Raw genomic sequence first — 17,222 nt, 5'->3', positions numbered from 1 at the left:
GCATTATGCGGAGACCGTGAACGGCTCCAGGATATCATCTTTCTGACGCTCTTCTTCATGGAAGTTGAATACTTCATCGGTGTGCTCGTAGGAGTCGCCATAGAAGTCTTCGTCTTTGTAAGTGTGGATCTCTTCGTATGTCTTTCGCATATGGTCGTAGATAGCCTGTTCGACCGTTTCTTCACCCTCATGGTTCGGGGCCCAGTAGAGAATTTCAAGGTCCGTCTTTTCGCCTGTCGCCAGCGACCGTCGGCTGTAGCCGATGCGGCGTGCGTGGGCAAATCCGTTGCGGGCATAGAACTTCAGGCGCTTCGCTGTGTCGGTGTCCTCATAATCAACAGGCTCTACTTCGAGGATGATCGGTTTGTTTTTGGCTTTCAGCTTTTCAATCAGTTTGCCGCCAAGCCCCTGGCCGCGGGACTTCGACGAAACAAACAAATAATCGACAAAGAGAAATTCGTCAAATTCAGCATACATCAGCACGTGGTAAGGCCCTTCATCCTTGCCGTACACGCCTTCCTTTTCTTTTAGGAGTGTCTCCATATGATCCTTGGACTTCATTTCTTCCACGGGAAAATATTCGTTGAGTTTGTCGTACCAGTTCAAGTTGAACCGCCTCCGGTATGTTTGGTTTCATCCGGGGTTTTTGTTTGGGGAAAGGTCAGATGAGGAAAAAAACAGATGAGAAAAAATCCTCTTCACATTCCGGCGGGAGCGAAAAACGCAATGCACATCCCTTTCCTTACCCGCTCCGGAACAGGTTAAACCTAGTTTTTAAAAAGAATTTTACTATCGCCTTAAAACGGTCTTTTGCCGAGGACACCGAAAAATTGGTAGCTGCTTGAAGTGAATGGACCGAGACACCTGCGGAAAAGCATTAGCCGAAGTGTTGCGCAATGCTTCGCAACGCTGGAGCTTTTGCTCGCAGAAGATCTTCCGCTTCGCGCTGCGCACAGACGCCAGGCTCATTACCGGCGCCGTTACGAAGAAAGAACGGCGTCTGTGCTTAAAAGCATTAACTTTGTGCGACAGGGGCTGGAACGGAAAGCGACATTTTCATTTTTTAGAGCTCCCCTCCTGCCTGCGCAAAATCTTTGCGGATGCATGTATAACGTCGTATAATTAAGTCAAAGATAGTCAAAGTCAACTGAGTCCATATGCCTTGGAAAGAGGTGAAACCATGCGGAACATCTCCGACATCATTGAAGGATATCTCAAGTCGATTCTCGAAAAGGAACAGGACGGGATGGCGGAGATCAAGCGGAGTGAAGTCGCGGAGAAATTCCAGTGCGTCCCTTCGCAGATCAACTATGTCATCAAGACCCGGTTCACGACGGAGCGCGGCTACATGGTCGAAAGCAAGCGGGGCGGCGGAGGGTACATCCGGATTGTCCGAGTCCGGCCGAACAGCCGGATCGACCTGATCGAGCAGATCGTCGAGGGGCTGGGCGGCGGCTCCACGCAGGCGATGGCAGAGGATATCATCCGCCGCCTTATCGATGAGGATGTCCTGACGGAGCGGGAGGCAAACATGATGCATGCCGCCGTGCACCGGCTGACGCTCATGTCGCAGCTCCCGGAAAGGGACCTGCTACGCTCCCGGATCATGCAGGCAATGCTCAGCACATTAAAATACGAGGCGGCACACGGCCCGGGGGAAAATCAGGGCCGCTCCGCCGAAAACGGAAAAAGCAAGTGACCTTGGCCGGCACCCGCATGCCGGCCGCTGAAAGAGGTGTGTTCGTTGATCTGTGACAACTGCAATGAACGGCCGGCTTCGGTCGTCGTAACCCAAAGCAAAAACGGTAAAACCGAGGAGCGGCATTTGTGCGACGTCTGCGCGGCAAATTTCCAGCCGTTCCAGGGTGACTTCGGGGGTGACCCGCTCGGCATCCAGCAATTTCTCCAAAACTGGTTTGCCGGTCCGGGCGCGTTCCAGAAGGCCGCGCAGCCCCAGGTCAGCAGCGGCCCCGAATGCCCGAATTGCGGGCTGACGTTCCGCCGGTTTATCGAGCGCGGGAAATTCGGCTGCGCGGAATGCTATGGTGCGTTCCGAAAAGAGCTGCCCGAAGTGTTCAACAAAGTCCAAGGCGGCCATACGAGGCATGAAGGCAAGGTGCCTGCGTCCTACAGCGGGCGGATTGCAGCCGAACGGAAAATCAAGGACTTGAGAAGACAAATGAAAGAAGCCATCAACCAGGAAGAATTTGAGCGGGCGGCACAGCTCCGGGACGAAGTCCGGGAACTGGAGCGCAGCCTGGAGGAAGGGGGCGGACAGGATGTCGTCGATTGAAAACTTCCTTGAAAATGCGGTCACCCCGTGGATGGGGCCGAGAGGCGAGCATTCGGATATCGTCATGTCGACACGCGTCCGCCTTGCGCGGAACCTGAAGGGCTTCCGCTTCCCGCTTGATTTCAGCCGGGAGGAAGCGGAAGAAGTCGACTCTCAAGTTGCCGCCGCACTCGAGGGCATGGAGGGCTTTTCCCATATCCCGATGGAAAGCGTACCGGCGATCCAGCGGCAGGCACTCGTCGAGAAGCATCTGATCAGCCCTCAGCTGGCGGACCCGGAACGGCCCGGTTCTGTGATCCTCTCGGGCGACGAGTCGGTTTCAATCATGGTGAACGAGGAAGACCATATACGCATCCAGGTGATTTACCCGGGCCTTCATCTCATGGAGGCGTTCGACCGGGCGAACGATATCGACAACCGGCTTGAAGAAACCCTGCCGTACGCGTTTGACGGGGATTTCGGCTACATCACGAGCTGCCCGACCAATACGGGCACGGGCCTCCGTGCCTCGGTCATGCTGCATTTGCCGGCACTTTCCATCACGAGCAACATGGCGCGCATTGCCCAGGCGGTCGCCCGGCTCGGAATGACGGTCCGCGGCAGCTACGGCGAAGGCTCCGATGCGCTCGGCAATGTCTATCAGGTGTCGAACCAAATGACGCTCGGGAAGTCGGAGCGGGATATCCTGATGGACCTGCGCGACCTGACGGAGCGGCTGATCGAGCAGGAAGAACGGGCGCGCCGCGCGCTCCGGGAGCATTCCCCGATGAAGCTCGAGGACCGCGTCTGGCGGTCGTACGGAATCCTGACAAATGCCCGCGTGCTCGCGACAGACGAAGCGGCAAACCGGCTGTCCGACGTCCGGCTCGGCATCGATATGGGCATCATCCCCGATGTCGACCTATCCGTCCTGAACGAGCTCATGATCTTCATGCAGCCGGCGTTTCTCCAGCAGTATGCGGGAGAGACGCTCCAGCCCGGCGAGCGTGACGTCTTCCGGGCGAAGCTGATCCGTGAGCGGATCGGCATGGGCCGGCAGTCCCGCCGAGAAGACTGAGCCGCCGGATGGAAAGCATCCCGCAAGCATATGTTTTGAACGGGGGAGACGTTCGGTTTACAATAGTCAAAGAAGGTCAAATCGGGCCTTTCCGAAAGAGTTGACCCGGTTCTCCCGTTTCCGGTTTGACGCCGGACGGTTTAGGGGAACCTTTTATCATATAACCAGAATCAAAGTTCATCAGGATCTGCATAAATGAATCATTAAGAGAAGAGAGGGATTGTATATGATGTTCAACCGCTTTACGCAACGCTCACAGAAAGTTCTCCAGCTTGCGCAGGAAGAAGCGATCCGGATGCGCCATGACGCCATCGGGACCGAACATATCCTCCTTGGCCTCATCCGCGAAGGCGGCGGCATCGCCGCGAAAGCGCTCGAGGCGATCGGAGTTAATTTCGAAACGATCGAAGAAGGCGTCGAGAAGCTCGTCGGCACCGGTGACCGCGAAGTCGGCCCCATCATCCACTACACTCCGCGGGCGAAAAAGGTCATCGAGCTGTCTCTGGATGAATCCCGCAAGCTCGGCCACTCCTATGTCGGCACCGAGCACCTCCTCCTCGCGCTGATCCGCGAAGGGGAAGGGGTCGCGGCACGCGTCCTCGCCAATGCAGGCGTTTCCCTGAACAAGGCGCGCCAGCAGGTGCTCCAGCTGCTCGGCTCGAACGAAAACGGCCAGGGTGCGCAGGCGGGCGGCGGCAACTCCTCCGCCAGCACGCCGACGCTCGACTCGCTGGCCCGCGACCTGACCGAGATTGCGCGCGAAGGCACGCTCGACCCGGTCATCGGCCGTTCCAAGGAAATCACCCGCGTGATCGAAGTGCTTTCACGCCGGACGAAAAACAACCCGGTCCTCATCGGGGAGCCGGGTGTCGGAAAGACGGCGATCGCGGAAGGCCTCGCCCAGCAGATCGTCAACAACGAAGTGCCGGAAACGCTCCGCGACAAGCGCGTCATGACACTCGACATGGGTACGGTCGTCGCCGGTACAAAATACCGTGGTGAGTTCGAGGACCGCCTGAAGAAAGTGATGGAGGAAATCCGCCAGGCGGGCAACATCATCCTCTTCATTGATGAGCTCCATACGCTGATCGGCGCGGGCGGCGCGGAAGGCGCGATCGACGCGTCGAACATTCTGAAGCCGGCACTTGCACGCGGCGAGCTCCAGTGCATCGGTGCGACAACGCTCGATGAGTACCGCAAGTACATCGAAAAGGATGCCGCGCTCGAGCGCCGCTTCCAGCCGATCCAGGTAGACGAGCCGACGGTCGAAGATACGATCAAGATCATCCACGGACTGCGCGACCGCTATGAGGCACACCACCGTGTGAAAATTACGGACGAAGCCGTCGAAGCGGCAGCCAAGCTGTCCGACCGCTATATTTCGGACCGTTTCCTCCCGGACAAGGCGATCGACCTGATCGATGAGGCGGGTTCCAAAGTCCGGCTGCGCTCATTCACCACGCCGCCTGACCTGAAGGAACTGGAGCAGCAGCTCGAGAGCGTCCGCTCCGAAAAGAACGCCGCGGTACAGAGCCAGGAGTTCGAAAAAGCCGCTTCGTTCCGCGACAAGGAACAGAAGCTGAAAGAAGAGCTTGAGCGCACGAAGGAAGAATGGAAAGAAAAGCAGGGCAAGAAAGAATCCGAAGTGACCGTCGAGGATGTCGCGCAGGTCGTCTCCATGTGGACCGGCGTTCCGGTTTCAAAGATCGCGGAAACCGAGACCGCGAAGCTCCTCAACATGGAAGAAGAGCTTCATAAGCGGGTCATCGGCCAGAACGAAGCGGTTGACGCGATTTCCCGGGCCATCCGCCGTGCACGCGCCGGCCTGAAAGATCCGAAGCGCCCGATCGGCTCGTTTATCTTCCTGGGCCCGACCGGTGTCGGTAAGACGGAACTCGCCCGTGCGCTGGCCGAAGTGATGTTCGGCGACGAAGACGCGATGATCCGCATCGACATGTCGGAGTACATGGAGAAACACTCCACGTCCCGCCTTGTCGGCTCGCCTCCGGGCTATGTCGGCTTTGACGAGGGCGGCCAGCTCACAGAGAAGGTCCGCCGCAAGCCGTACTCCGTCATCCTGCTGGATGAGATCGAGAAGGCCCACCCCGACGTCTTCAATATCCTTCTGCAAGTGCTCGAGGACGGCCGGCTCACCGACTCGAAAGGACGCACGGTCGACTTCCGCAACACGGTCGTCATCATGACGTCGAACGTCGGTGCGGAGACCCTCAAGCAGAACAAGTACGTCGGCTTCGACCTGCAGGATGGCAAGCGGGACCACAAGGACATGAAGGACACGATGCTCAGCGAGCTGAAGAAAGCTTTCCGTCCGGAATTCCTGAACCGTGTGGATGAAATGATCGTCTTCCACTCGCTCGACAAGGAAGAGCTTGGCCAGATCATCAACCTCATGGCCGACCAGCTCACGAAGCGCCTGGCCGAGCAGGACATCGAACTCGTCATCACGGAGGCTGCGAAGGAACGGATCGCCCAGGAAGGGTACGACCCTGAATACGGTGCCCGCCCGCTCCGCCGCGCGCTCCAGAAGAACGTCGAGGACCGCCTGTCCGAAGAGCTCCTGAGAGGCGAAGTGCTCGCCGGCCACAAAGTCGTGTTTGACGTCGATGAAGACGGCCAGTACACGGTCCGCGCCGAAGAGCCCGCAACTGCAGGAAGCGCGAAAGAATGATATAATCAACCTATCAAACCAATGGTTCAGACATCCCGCCCGCATCCTGCGGCGGGATGTCTTTTCCGTGCCTGGAGGTACTAATGGCGAAAAAGAAAACAAAGTTCATGTGCCGGGATTGCGGATACGAGTCTCCGAAGTGGATGGGCCGCTGCCCGGGCTGCGGGGAATGGAATACGATGGACGAAGAAGTGGCGATTGTCGGGAAAGCCGCGCGGGGCGGTGCTTTCCGCACCGAGGCCGGTCCCGCCGGCAAGGCATCCCCGATCACGTCGGTCGAGACACAGGAAGAGCCGCGTGTAGAGACGGCGTTCGGCGAGCTGAACCGCGTGCTCGGCGGCGGTGTGGTGCCGGGCTCGCTTGTCCTGATCGGCGGGGACCCGGGGATCGGGAAGTCGACGCTCCTGCTTCAGGTGTCGTCGCTGCTGGCGGAAAAGGGCCGCCGCGTCCTTTATATTTCCGGCGAGGAGTCGGTGCGGCAGACCAAACTCCGGGCGGAGCGGATCGGCGTCACCTCCCCGGAACTCTATATTTATTCCGAGACCGACATGGAGCATATCCGGCTGTCGATCGAGGAACTGAAGCCGCAGTTTGTCATCGTCGACTCCATCCAGACGGTGCACCATCCGGACGTTACGTCCGCTCCGGGCAGTGTTTCCCAGGTGCGCGAGTGCACCGCCGACCTGATGCGGATCGCGAAAACGACCGGGACCGCCATCTTCCTCGTCGGCCACGTCACGAAGGAAGGCCAGATCGCGGGCCCGCGCCTGCTCGAGCACATGGTCGACACGGTGCTTTACTTTGAAGGGGAACGCCATCATACGTACCGGATTCTCCGGAGCGTGAAAAACCGGTTCGGCTCGACAAACGAGATGGCGATCTTCGAGATGTTGCAGTCGGGGCTGAAGGAAGTGCTGAACCCGTCCGAGCTGTTTCTCGAAGAGCGCTCCCAGGGCGCGGCGGGGTCTGTCGTCGTCGCGTCGATGGAAGGCACCCGGCCAATCCTGGTCGAGATCCAGGCGCTCGTCACGCAGTCCAGCTTCAACTATCCGAAACGCATGGCGACCGGCCTTGACCAGAGCCGCGTGTCGCTTCTCATGGCCGTGCTTGAGAAGCGGATGAACATGCTGCTCCAGACACACGATGCCTACATCAAGGTGGCGGGCGGCGTGAAGCTGGATGAGCCGGCAATCGACCTCGCCGTCCTTACGAGCATCGTCTCGAGTTTCAAGGACACACCCGTCAGCCAGTACGACGTCTTTGTCGGCGAAGTCGGCCTGACCGGCGAGATCCGCCGCGTGTCCCGCATTGAGCAGCGCGTCCAGGAAGCGAAAAAGCTTGGATTCAAGCGCGCCATCGTGCCCGCCTCGAACCTCGGCGGCTGGGATTATCCCGAAGGCATCCAGGTTGTAGGGGTCAGCACCGTTGCCGAAGCGCTCGGAGAGGCGTTCAAGTAAGTGGATCTGACTGAGAGGCTGGCGATTTCTCTCAAAGGCGATGCCGTCACGCTCAAAACACTGCGGCATAGATTAAAACAAGGCGGTCCCGTTGCATATACATGCGGCGGGGCCGTTTTTTGGTTTCGGGAGCGGCGGAAAGGGGAAGGATTAGAGGATCCGGACTTTCAGGAGAAGCATTGCAGGGCGGCTGCGGTTCTGGAAGGAACTTCATTCCCTCCTTTTGCGTCTGATTATTTATGGAAATCATATGGTTTTCATCCCTCTCCGGAAGGAAGTCCGGAGGCCGAACGTGTATACTTTAAATAAGGAGGTGAAAACCATGCTGAACTTTTTTGTAAAGGTCGCGTATGCATTGATCGGGGCCACGCTTGGTGTTATTTTTCTTCCGTCATTATTCGAACTTTTATCCGTTAACCAGCCATGGCTCACCAACGCATATGCGTCTGCCCTGATCGGTGCCGTCCTGTTCTACCTGCTCAGCCTCATGCTGACCGAGCCGACCGTGCGATCGATCAAGTGGCTCGAGGAGCGGCTGATGAAAGCGCCGGTGCTTGACCTTCTGTTCGGGACGGTCGGCATGATCATCGGACTGATTGTCGCTTTTCTGCTGTCATTCGCGATTGGGGCGATCCAGTTCCCGCCGATCACGGACATCCTGCCGATCATCCTCTCGGTCCTTCTCGGCTACCTCGGTTTCCAGGTCGGCTTCCAGAAGCGGGAAGAGCTGATCCAGACGTTTACGAGAAGCGGGGAAAAGAAAAAGGACGGTGCCCAGCCGACTGCCGAGTTCCAAGCAAGCCAGAAAATCCTGGATACGAGCGTCATCATCGACGGCAGGATCGCGGACATTTCCGAAACCGGGTTCCTCGAGGGCGAACTGGTCATTCCGCAGTTTGTCCTCACCGAGCTGCAGCATATCGCGGACTCATCCGACTCGCTCAAGCGGACAAAGGGGCGGCGCGGGCTCGACATCCTGAAGCGGATCCAGGACGACCGCCAGACCGTGATCACCGATGAAGACTTTGACGACGTGAGCGAGGTCGACATGAAGCTTGTGCGGCTGGCAAAGAAAAACGGCGGGGTCGTCGTGACAAACGACTTTAACCTGAACAAAGTGTGCGAACTGCACAACGTCCGGGTGCTCAACATCAACGATCTGGCAAACGCCGTCAAGCCCGTCGTCATCCCGGGCGAGGAAATGCGCGTCACGGTCATCAAGGAAGGCAAGGAAGCCAATCAGGGCGTCGCCTACCTCGACGACGGGACGATGATCGTCATCGAAAACGGGAAAACCCAGATCGGCAAGACGCTGATTGTTGCGGTGACGAGTGTCCTGCAGACGTCTGCGGGACGGATGATCTTTGCCCGGCCGCGTGATGTGAAAGCGAAAAACTGACGGAAGGCAGGGCCCTGTGCCCTGTCCTTTCGCTTGATGGAGTGGAATCAGATGGACTACACAGTCATGCTGCCGGCTGCGGGAAGCGGCCGGCGGATGGGAGCCGGGGAGAACAAGCTGTTCCTTCCGCTTGCGGGAAAGCCGATTCTTGTCCGGACGCTTTCCGTGTTCCAGCAGGACCCGGACTGCGACGGAATCATCATCGCGGTTCGCCCTGACGAACGGGAGCGGATCCGGGAGATGCTGGCAGACTACGGCATCACGAAAATTACGGCGATGCCGGACGGCGGGGGAGAGCGCCAGGACAGTGTCCGCGCGTGCGTCCGGGCATTCATGGATGCGGGCGGCAAGGACGAAGCGGTCGTTATGGTCCATGACGCGGCGCGCCCGTTTCTTTCACGGCGGGTAATCCGGGAACTTGCGGAAACGGTCCGGGATCACGGCGCCGCGATTGCTGCGGTTCCGTCCAAGGACACGGTCAAGCAGGTTGCGGACGGCATCGTGGAATCCACACCCGACCGGAGCGCCGTCTGGCTTGTCCAGACCCCGCAGGCGTTCCGTGCGGGCCTGCTGGCCGAAGCGGAGGAAAAAGCACTGGCTGACGCGTTTCTCGGGACGGATGAATCGATGCTGGTCGAGCGGCTCGGACATCCTGTCCGAGTTGTCGAGAGCACGTATGATAATCTGAAGATGACGACCAAGGTGGACCTCGCGATCGGCGAGGCGCTGCTGAAACGGCAGGAGGAAATGGAATGATCAAGATCGGACAAGGGTTTGACGTGCATGAATTCGCGGAAGGGCGCCCGCTCATCATCGGCGGTGTGACCATTCCGCACGAGCGCGGCCTCATCGGCCACTCGGATGCGGATGTGCTGCTCCATACCGTGACCGACGCGGCACTCGGCGCAATCGGGGGAGGGGACATCGGCCATCACTTCCCGGACACCGACGAGGCGTTCAAGGACGCAGACTCTGCGGTGCTTCTGGAGAAGGTCTGGGCGGATGTCGAAGCGCAGGGCTGGAAGCTCGGCAATGTCGACTGCACAATCATGGCCCAGCGCCCGAAAATGGCGCCGCATATTGACAAAATCCGTGCCCGCATCGCGGAACTGCTTCATGCGGACGTATCGCAGGTGAACGTCAAGGCGACCACGACCGAAAAGCTGGGCTTTGTCGGCCGCGAAGAAGGCATCGCCGCACTCGCGGTAATCTTATTGGAGAAAGCGTAAAAACAGGGCCGCCCGGGAATGACGGGCGGTTTTTTGTGTGGAGAAGAGGATCAGCAGTCGTTCGCGTACGAATCGGGGATGTTTGTGTGGGAAATCCCAGCGGCCCCCGGGGTTTGCGCACAAATCTCTAAAGTTCACACGCGAAAAACCAGCCCCTCCCTGGCTTCACACACCCCGGCGCTTTAAAACCACACGTGCTGTGGTAAAATGGACAGAGCAAACATGTTCGAACGAACAGGAGGAACCATCTATGACACAGGAAGTCCGTGTACGCTATGCGCCGAGCCCGACGGGGCATCTGCATATCGGGAACGCCCGGACGGCGCTCTTCAACTACCTTTACGCACGCCACAACGGCGGCAAGTTCATCATCCGCATCGAAGACACCGACGCGAAGCGCAACATCGAGGGCGGCGAGGAATCGCAGCTCCGCTACCTGAAGTGGCTCGGCATCGACTGGGATGAAAGCATTGACGTCGGCGGCGAGTACGGCCCGTACCGCCAGTCGGAACGGAACGATCTTTACAAGGAACTGTACGACGGGCTCCTGGAAAAAGGGCTGGCCTATAAGTGCTACTGCACCGAAGAAGAGCTGGAGGCCGAGCGCGAGGCCCAGCAGGCGCGCGGGGAAATGCCGCGCTACAGCGGCAAGTGCCGCCACCTGACGGACGACGACCGCGCGAAGCTGGAGGCGGAAGGCCGCAAGCCGAGCATCCGCTTTGCAGTTCCGGAAGGCCGCACATACAAGTTCAACGACATGGTCAAGGATGACGTGTCGTTCGAGTCCGCCGATATCGGCGACTGGGTCATTGTGAAAAAGGACGGCGTGCCGACCTACAACTTTGCGGTGGCGGCCGATGACCACTACATGAAGATTTCGCATGTGCTCCGTGGGGATGACCACATCTCCAACACGCCGAAGCAGCTGATGATCTATGAGGCGTTCGGCTGGGAGCCGCCGACATTCGGCCACATGACGCTGATTGTGAACGAAAGCCGCAAGAAGTTGTCGAAACGTGACGAATCGATCATCCAGTTTATCGAACAGTACGAGGAGCTCGGTTATTTGCCGGAGGCGCTCTTCAACTTTATCGCGTTGCTTGGCTGGTCGCCGAAGGGCGAGGAGGAGATCTTCTCGAAGGACGAGTTCATCGAGATGTTCGAAGCGGACCGCCTCTCGAAGTCGCCTGCGCTCTTTGACAAGCAGAAGCTGACATGGATGAACAACCAGTACGTCAAGCAGCTTCCGGCCGAAGAAGTGGTGAAGCTGGCGCTGCCGCATCTCCAAAAGGCGGGCCGCCTGCCGGAAGAGCTGTCCGCGGAAGAACGCGAGTGGGCGGAGCGTCTGATCGTGCTGTATCAGGAGCAGATGAGCTTTGGCGCGGAAATTGTCGAATTGTCCGCCCAATTCTTTAACGACGGCATCGAATACGATGAAGAAGCAAAGGCTGTTCTTTCCGGCGAACAGGTTCCGGAAGTGATGACGTCATTCAAGGCGAAGCTTGAAGAACTCGAATCGTTTGACCCGGCATCGATCAAGGCCGCCATCAAGGCCGTGCAGAAGGAAACGGGCCACAAGGGCAAGAATCTCTTCATGCCAATCCGTGTCGTGACGACGGGCCAGACACATGGTCCGGAGCTGCAGGAAGCGATCTCGCTCCTCGGCCGCGACAAGGTGATCCGGCGCGTCTCCGCGTACGCAGGCTGAATGCACCGGACGTTCGCCGCATACGGTTTAATCAATTGACATTCCGTGTTCCCCAAGTACAATAGAGGTCAACAAGGATTCAACATACCGAAAGCGACGAAGAGGAGAAGTACGTTGCGCATGCCAGACAGAGAGGGCCGCCGCCGGCTGAAAGCGGCCCGGGCCGCTGCGCGCGGAAATGCACCTCGGAGCGCCGAGCCGAAAAACAGTAGGCCGGCCGCCTTGCCCGCGTTACGGGCACCGAGGGGGGAGGGGCATTTTTGCTCCTCCCAAACCAGAGTGGAACCGCGCATACGAGGCGTCTCTGTCAGCTGACAGGGGCGCTTTTTGTTTTGGCTGGTGATTCTTGGATGCTCCCGCCCGCCCAGTTTTCGGATTTTTGGAGGAATGTCCAACCATGTTCAAGAGGATGAAAGAAGATATCTCGACAATTTTCGACCAGGACCCCGCGGCAAGAAGCTCCTTGGAGATCGTGCTGACCTATTCGGGGCTCCATGCGCTTTGGGGCTACCGGATCGCCCATGCCCTGCACAAGAGGGGGATGCGGTTTCTGGCCCGCGCCATTTCACAATTTTTCCGCTTCCTGACCGGGATCGAAATCCACCCTGGCGCCATCATCGGCCGCCGGTTCTTTATCGACCACGGTTCGGGCGTCGTCATCGGGGAAACGTGCGTGATCGGCGATGACGTGACGCTTTACCAGGGCGTGACGCTCGGCGGGACCGGCAAGGAAAAGGGTAAGCGCCACCCGACGCTCGGCAACAACGTGCTCGTCGCATCCGGCGCGAAAGTGCTCGGCTCGATCACGCTCGGCGACAACGTCAAGGTGGGTGCGGGCTCCGTTGTACTCAAAGATGTGCCGCCCGACTCGACAGTCGTCGGAATTCCGGGGACGGTCGTCGTCCGGAATGGCGTCAAGGTGACCAGGAAGCTGGACCACCAGGATCTGCCGGATCCGGTCGCAGACAAGTGTGACATGCTTGAAGAGAAGATCAACCGGCTCAATAAAGAATTGGAACGGCTGCAGGAGCAGCTGAAGGAGGTACGGCGATGACCATCCAGATTTTTAATACATTGACCAGAAAGAAAGAACCGTTTGTCCCGATCGAAGAAGGGAAAGTGAAGATGTATGTATGCGGCCCGACCGTCTATAACTACATCCATATCGGCAATGCGCGCCCGGTCATCGTCTATGACACGGTTCGCAATTACCTGGAGTACAAGGGCTATGATGTCCACTATGTCTCGAATTTCACCGATGTCGACGACAAGATCATCAAGGCCGCAAATGAGCTTGGTGAAGAAGTCGGCGAACTGACGGAGCGGTTCATCGCCGCGTATTTCGCGGATATCGAAGCGCTCGGATGCCGCCACGCGGACGACCACCCGCGCGTCACGGAACATATCGGGGACATTATCGGTTTTATCGGCGTTCTGATCGACAAGGGCTACGCTTACGAGTCGGGCGGAGATGTGTATTACCGGACGCGGAAGTTCGATGGCTACGGCAAGCTGTCCCAGCAATCGATCGACGAGCTCAAGGTTGGAGCGCGCATCCAGCCCGGCGAGAAAAAAGAGGACGCGCTCGACTTTGCCCTCTGGAAGGGCGTGAAGCCCGGTGAAATCTCCTGGGAGAGCCCATGGGGCGCAGGCCGCCCGGGCTGGCATATCGAGTGCTCGGTCATGGCAAGAGAAGTACTCGGTGACACGATCGACATCCACGCCGGCGGCCAGGACCTGACTTTCCCGCATCATGAGAACGAAATCGCCCAGAGCGAGGCGCACAACGACAAGACATTTGCGAACTACTGGATGCACAACGGCTACGTCAATATCGACAACGAAAAAATGTCGAAATCACTCGGAAACTTCATCACGGTCCATGACATCCGGCAAAAAATTGATCCGCAGGTGCTGCGTTATTTTATGCTGACGGTCCACTACCGGAACCCGATCAACTTTTCTTCGGAAGTGATCGATGACGCGGAAAGTGCCCTCGAGCGACTCCGGACGGCTTACCGCAACCTCATGTTCCGCCTCGGGCAGACGGCGGACAATGGCGACCAGGCCGACGTCTGGCTCCATAAGATCACGGAGGCGCAGAACGCGTTCGAAGAAGCAATGGACGATGACTTCAACACGGCAAACGCCATTGCGGCACTTTTCGACCTGGCCCGCCTGTCCAACACTTACCTGAACGAGAAAAACACCCAGAAGGATGTGCTTCAGGCGTTCCTCGGCGCGTTCAGCAAGCTGGCCGGCGTGCTCGGCATCTCTCTTGAGATCGCCCAGGAACTTCCTGGCGAAGAAGTCGATGCATTGATTGCCGAACGGGAAGAGGCACGGAAAAACCGGGACTTCCGGCGCGCCGACGAAATTCGTGACCATCTGCTGAGCCGGGGCATCGTCCTTGAGGATACCCGTCAGGGCGTCCGCTGGAAGAGGGGCTGATCGGATGGCCGGAATAAGCGACGGCGACATCCGCCAGCTAAACGGGCTCGCGCTCGCCTATATGGGGGATGCGGTCTACGAGGTCTCCGTCCGCGAGCACCTGATCCGCTCCGGACGTGTGAAGCCGAACACGCTCCACCGGCTTGCGACCGGCTACGTGTCGGCAAAGTCCCAGGCAGCGATTATCCTCTCGATGGAAGAGGAAGGATTTCTTGATGAAGCGGAATCCGCGGTCGTCCGCCGGGGACGGAACGCAAAATCGGGACACGCCCCGAAAAACACCGATGTGCAGACGTACAATTACAGCACGGCATTCGAGGCGCTGATCGGCTATCTGCATCTGCTTGAAAAAAAGGAGCGGCTGGAAGAAGTGATCCGATACGCCATCGGCTTTGCTGAATCGAAGGGAGGAGAAGCGCGGTGACGAACCGGGAAGAAGAAATTATTGCAGGGCGCAATCCCGTGCTCGAGGCACTGCGGTCCGGGCGCCAGCTAAACAAAGTCTGGATCGCTGAAGGCATGCAGAAAGGCCCTGCTGCGGACATCCGCAGGCTTGCAAAAGAATCCGGCACGGTGGTCCAGCAGGTGCCGAATAAAAAGCTTGATCAGCTGACCGACCTCACCCACCAGGGTGTCGTAGCATCCATCGCTGCCTATGATTACGCGGAGATGGACGATCTGTTCCGCCGGGCGGAGGAGCGCGGGGAGGATCCGTTCTTCCTCATCCTGGACGAGCTTGAAGACCCGCATAACCTGGGATCGATCCTCAGGACGGCGGATGCGTCCGGCGTGCACGGCATCATTATCCCGAAGAGGCGCTCCGTCGGCCTGACCGGCGTGGTCGCCAAGGCATCAACCGGCGCAATCGAACATGTCCCGGTCGTGCGGGTCGGCAACATGGCGCGCGCCGTGGACGAACTGAAAGACCGGGGTGTCTGGATTGCCGGCACCGATGCAAAGGGCGACGCAGACTACAGGAACATGGATGCGGGCCTGCCTCTCGCCGTCATTATCGGCAGCGAGGGCCGCGGGATGAGCCGCCTTCTTCGGGACAAGTGCGACTTCCTATACAGCCTTCCGATGGTCGGTCATGTCAATTCCCTGAACGCCTCCGTCGCGGCTGCGCTCCTTATGTACGAGGTGTTCCGCAAGCGTGATCCGGAAGGCGGTCAGTGATGGACGTCCTGATCGTCGACGGCTACAACATCATCGGTGCCTGGCCCGAGCTGAAAACGCTCCGGGATGCCCGGCTCGAGGATGCCCGGGACCTGCTTGTCGAAATGATGGCGGAATACCGGGCATATACAGGCTGGCGGGTGATTGTCGTCTTTGACGCGCAGTACGTCCCGGGCATTCCGAAGCCGCAGCGGCGACGGGATGTCGAGGTGATTTTCACGAGGGAGAACGAGACGGCGGATGAGCGCATCGAGCGGCTCGCCTCCGAACTGGGAAGCCGGCGGACCCGGGTGCATGTCGCCACATCGGACTTTACCGAGCAGCGTGTCATTTTCGCGCAGGGTGCCCTCCGGAAATCCGCCCGCGAGCTCCGGCTCGAAATGGGTGAAGTCCGTGACGGTATTGCAAAACGGGTGCGGGAAATCCGCGAAAACCGGCCGTTCTCCAAGATCCCGCTCAGTGACGATGTGGCCGAAATTTTCGAAAAATGGCGCCGCGGACTTAAATGAGCGGTTGACGACAATATTTTCCTTCCTGTAAACTTGTCATTAAATTCGTGGGGGACCGGGGTGATCTGAAATGATGATTGACAGCCGGAAAGAGGTTTTGGGGGAAGCGTTTGAAAACCATAGCGATGAGTCGCTTGTCGGGCTGGTGCATGCCGGAAGGTCGGACGCGCTCGATTACCTGATCCGGAAGTATCATTATTTCGTCCGGATGAAAGCGCGCTCATACTTCCTGGTCGGAGCGGACCGGGAAGACATCATCCAAGAGGGAATGATCGGCCTGTATAAGGCAATCCGGGACTTCCGCGCGGACAAGCTCAGCTCGTTTCGTGCCTTCGCGGAGCTTTGTATCACGCGGCAGATCATCACGGCGATCAAAACCGCGACTCGGCAAAAGCATATTCCGCTTAATTCGTCGGTATCGCTCGACAAGCCGGTTTACGAGGATGAATCCGAGCGGACGCTGCTTGACATGCTGACGGGGCCGGAGCTTGACGACCCGGCGGATCTCATGGTCCACCGGGAGGATTTCAACCGTCTCGAGGAAGAGGTCAACAATGTCCTGAGCACGCTTGAACGGCAGGTTCTGGCCCTTTATCTGGAAGGGCGCAGCTACCAGGAGATTTCGGACAAGCTCGACCGCCAGGTGAAATCGATCGACAACGCCCTCCAGCGGATCAAGAGAAAACTGGAGCAGCACCTTGCCGAGGGCGCGCGCCGGTAGGCACCCGGCCGCGTTGACAGCCTTGTTTGCAGGTGGTAGGCTGTAATCGGACCGGTCCGCGGATCGGCGGCACGGCCGTCCTTACCCGGCGGCCGGCGGAAAATCGTGATGCGACGCCGGAACTTCCGGTGGCACAACCACACTTGACTTAGACATTTACAATCCGGAGGTTTACGATAAATGGGCAAGATTCGTGAGTTTTTCAGCGGCGTCGTCTCCGAGATGCGGAAGGTCAGCTGGCCGAAGCGCAAAGAACTGACCAAGTACACAGTCGTCGTTCTTTCGACAGTCATTTTCATGGCTTTATACTTCGTAGTGATCGACCTCGGTATTTCGGAACTGTTCCGCTGGTTCCTGAGCATCTGACTCAGACTGTCTGAATACATGGCCACAATAGCCCGTCTGGAAGACCGCACGGGCTTTTTCATTTTGCTGAAGTCCGGGGCGGGTTGCGTATTCCGGATGCGGGCACACTCATTGGAGGAGCCGCGTCCGGAAAACTGCCGCTCCGGCATTCAGCCGCTGATATGGAA

General features: G+C 58.5%; 18 protein-coding genes. 17 read left to right on the top strand and 1 reads right to left on the bottom strand.

What is annotated here, in order from left to right; translation table 11 throughout:
- Positions 1 to 3: 3 nt before the first annotated feature.
- Complete coding sequence (locus KHA84_RS01710; RefSeq protein WP_213421628.1) at positions 4 to 606, bottom strand: GNAT family N-acetyltransferase; 603 nt, start codon at positions 604 to 606, stop codon at positions 4 to 6.
- A gap of 574 nt (positions 607 to 1,180) precedes the next feature.
- Between KHA84_RS01710 and KHA84_RS01705 the strand changes: the two genes are divergently transcribed.
- The 17 genes from KHA84_RS01705 (at position 1,181) to secE (ending at position 17,055) form a co-directional block, all read left to right on the top strand.
- Positions 1,181 to 1,699, top strand: a complete 519-nt coding sequence (locus tag KHA84_RS01705; protein ID WP_213421626.1) for a CtsR family transcriptional regulator — start codon at positions 1,181 to 1,183, stop codon at positions 1,697 to 1,699.
- Between the two features lie 45 nt (positions 1,700 to 1,744).
- Positions 1,745 to 2,293, top strand: coding sequence for a UvrB/UvrC motif-containing protein (locus tag KHA84_RS01700; RefSeq protein WP_213421624.1), 549 nt, complete (start codon positions 1,745 to 1,747; stop codon positions 2,291 to 2,293).
- The gene (locus KHA84_RS01695) at positions 2,280 to 3,350 is read left to right on the top strand and encodes a protein-arginine kinase McsB (protein WP_213421622.1); all 1,071 of its coding nucleotides are present in this window, start codon (positions 2,280 to 2,282) and stop codon (positions 3,348 to 3,350) included. Before KHA84_RS01700 ends, KHA84_RS01695 begins: the two co-directional genes overlap by 14 nt.
- Positions 3,351 to 3,576: 226 nt before the next feature.
- Entirely contained in the window at positions 3,577 to 6,039 is a 2,463-nt protein-coding gene (gene clpC / locus KHA84_RS01690) for an ATP-dependent protease ATP-binding subunit ClpC (RefSeq protein ID WP_213421620.1), read from the top strand.
- Between the two features lie 83 nt (positions 6,040 to 6,122).
- Positions 6,123 to 7,496 carry a DNA repair protein RadA gene (gene radA, locus KHA84_RS01685; RefSeq protein WP_008298938.1) on the top strand — a complete coding sequence of 458 codons (1,374 nt, stop codon included), beginning with the start codon at positions 6,123 to 6,125 and terminating at the stop codon, positions 7,494 to 7,496.
- A complete protein-coding gene (locus tag KHA84_RS01680) occupies positions 7,497 to 7,805 on the top strand; it encodes a hypothetical protein (protein WP_213421618.1) in 309 nt (102 codons plus the stop codon).
- A 13-nt stretch (positions 7,806 to 7,818) separates the two neighbouring features.
- Positions 7,819 to 8,895, top strand: coding sequence for a PIN/TRAM domain-containing protein (locus tag KHA84_RS01675; protein WP_213421616.1), 1,077 nt, complete (start codon positions 7,819 to 7,821; stop codon positions 8,893 to 8,895).
- A gap of 51 nt (positions 8,896 to 8,946) precedes the next feature.
- Positions 8,947 to 9,651 carry a 2-C-methyl-D-erythritol 4-phosphate cytidylyltransferase gene (ispD, locus tag KHA84_RS01670; protein WP_213421614.1) on the top strand — a complete coding sequence of 235 codons (705 nt, stop codon included), beginning with the start codon at positions 8,947 to 8,949 and terminating at the stop codon, positions 9,649 to 9,651.
- On the top strand, positions 9,648 to 10,124 hold the full coding sequence (gene ispF / locus KHA84_RS01665) for a 2-C-methyl-D-erythritol 2,4-cyclodiphosphate synthase (RefSeq protein WP_213421612.1): 477 nt from the start codon (positions 9,648 to 9,650) through the stop codon (positions 10,122 to 10,124). The genes ispD and ispF overlap by 4 nt, the downstream gene beginning before the upstream one ends.
- 250 nt (positions 10,125 to 10,374) lie before the next feature.
- Positions 10,375 to 11,832: a glutamate--tRNA ligase gene (gene gltX / locus KHA84_RS01660; RefSeq protein WP_213421610.1), complete on the top strand. Its 1,458-nt coding sequence runs from the start codon at positions 10,375 to 10,377 to the stop codon at positions 11,830 to 11,832.
- A gap of 379 nt (positions 11,833 to 12,211) precedes the next feature.
- Positions 12,212 to 12,886 carry a serine O-acetyltransferase gene (gene cysE / locus KHA84_RS01655; protein ID WP_272875229.1) on the top strand — a complete coding sequence of 225 codons (675 nt, stop codon included), beginning with the start codon at positions 12,212 to 12,214 and terminating at the stop codon, positions 12,884 to 12,886.
- Positions 12,883 to 14,283 (top strand): cysteine--tRNA ligase, encoded by a 1,401-nt coding sequence (gene cysS / locus KHA84_RS01650; RefSeq protein WP_213421606.1) that lies wholly within the window; start codon positions 12,883 to 12,885, stop codon positions 14,281 to 14,283. Before cysE ends, cysS begins: the two co-directional genes overlap by 4 nt.
- A 4-nt stretch (positions 14,284 to 14,287) precedes the next feature.
- Entirely contained in the window at positions 14,288 to 14,707 is a 420-nt protein-coding gene (locus tag KHA84_RS01645; protein ID WP_213421604.1) for a Mini-ribonuclease 3, read from the top strand.
- Entirely contained in the window at positions 14,704 to 15,459 is a 756-nt protein-coding gene (gene rlmB / locus KHA84_RS01640) for a 23S rRNA (guanosine(2251)-2'-O)-methyltransferase RlmB (RefSeq protein ID WP_213421602.1), read from the top strand. The genes KHA84_RS01645 and rlmB overlap by 4 nt, the downstream gene beginning before the upstream one ends.
- Positions 15,459 to 15,968 carry an NYN domain-containing protein gene (locus tag KHA84_RS01635; protein WP_213421600.1) on the top strand — a complete coding sequence of 170 codons (510 nt, stop codon included), beginning with the start codon at positions 15,459 to 15,461 and terminating at the stop codon, positions 15,966 to 15,968. Before rlmB ends, KHA84_RS01635 begins: the two co-directional genes overlap by 1 nt.
- A gap of 73 nt (positions 15,969 to 16,041) precedes the next feature.
- A complete protein-coding gene (gene sigH / locus KHA84_RS01630; protein WP_213422003.1) occupies positions 16,042 to 16,689 on the top strand; it encodes an RNA polymerase sporulation sigma factor SigH in 648 nt (215 codons plus the stop codon).
- 180 nt (positions 16,690 to 16,869) lie between these two features.
- Complete coding sequence (gene secE / locus KHA84_RS01625) at positions 16,870 to 17,055, top strand: preprotein translocase subunit SecE (RefSeq protein ID WP_008298915.1); 186 nt, start codon at positions 16,870 to 16,872, stop codon at positions 17,053 to 17,055.
- Positions 17,056 to 17,222 lie beyond the last annotated feature (167 nt).

This window comes from Bhargavaea massiliensis, from assembly GCF_018390575.1.
GTDB classification, from domain to species: Bacteria; Bacillota; Bacilli; order Bacillales_A; family Planococcaceae; genus Bhargavaea; species Bhargavaea massiliensis.
The sequence above is the reverse complement of the archived record's forward strand: the minus strand, read 5'-3'. Positions and strand labels throughout refer to the sequence as shown.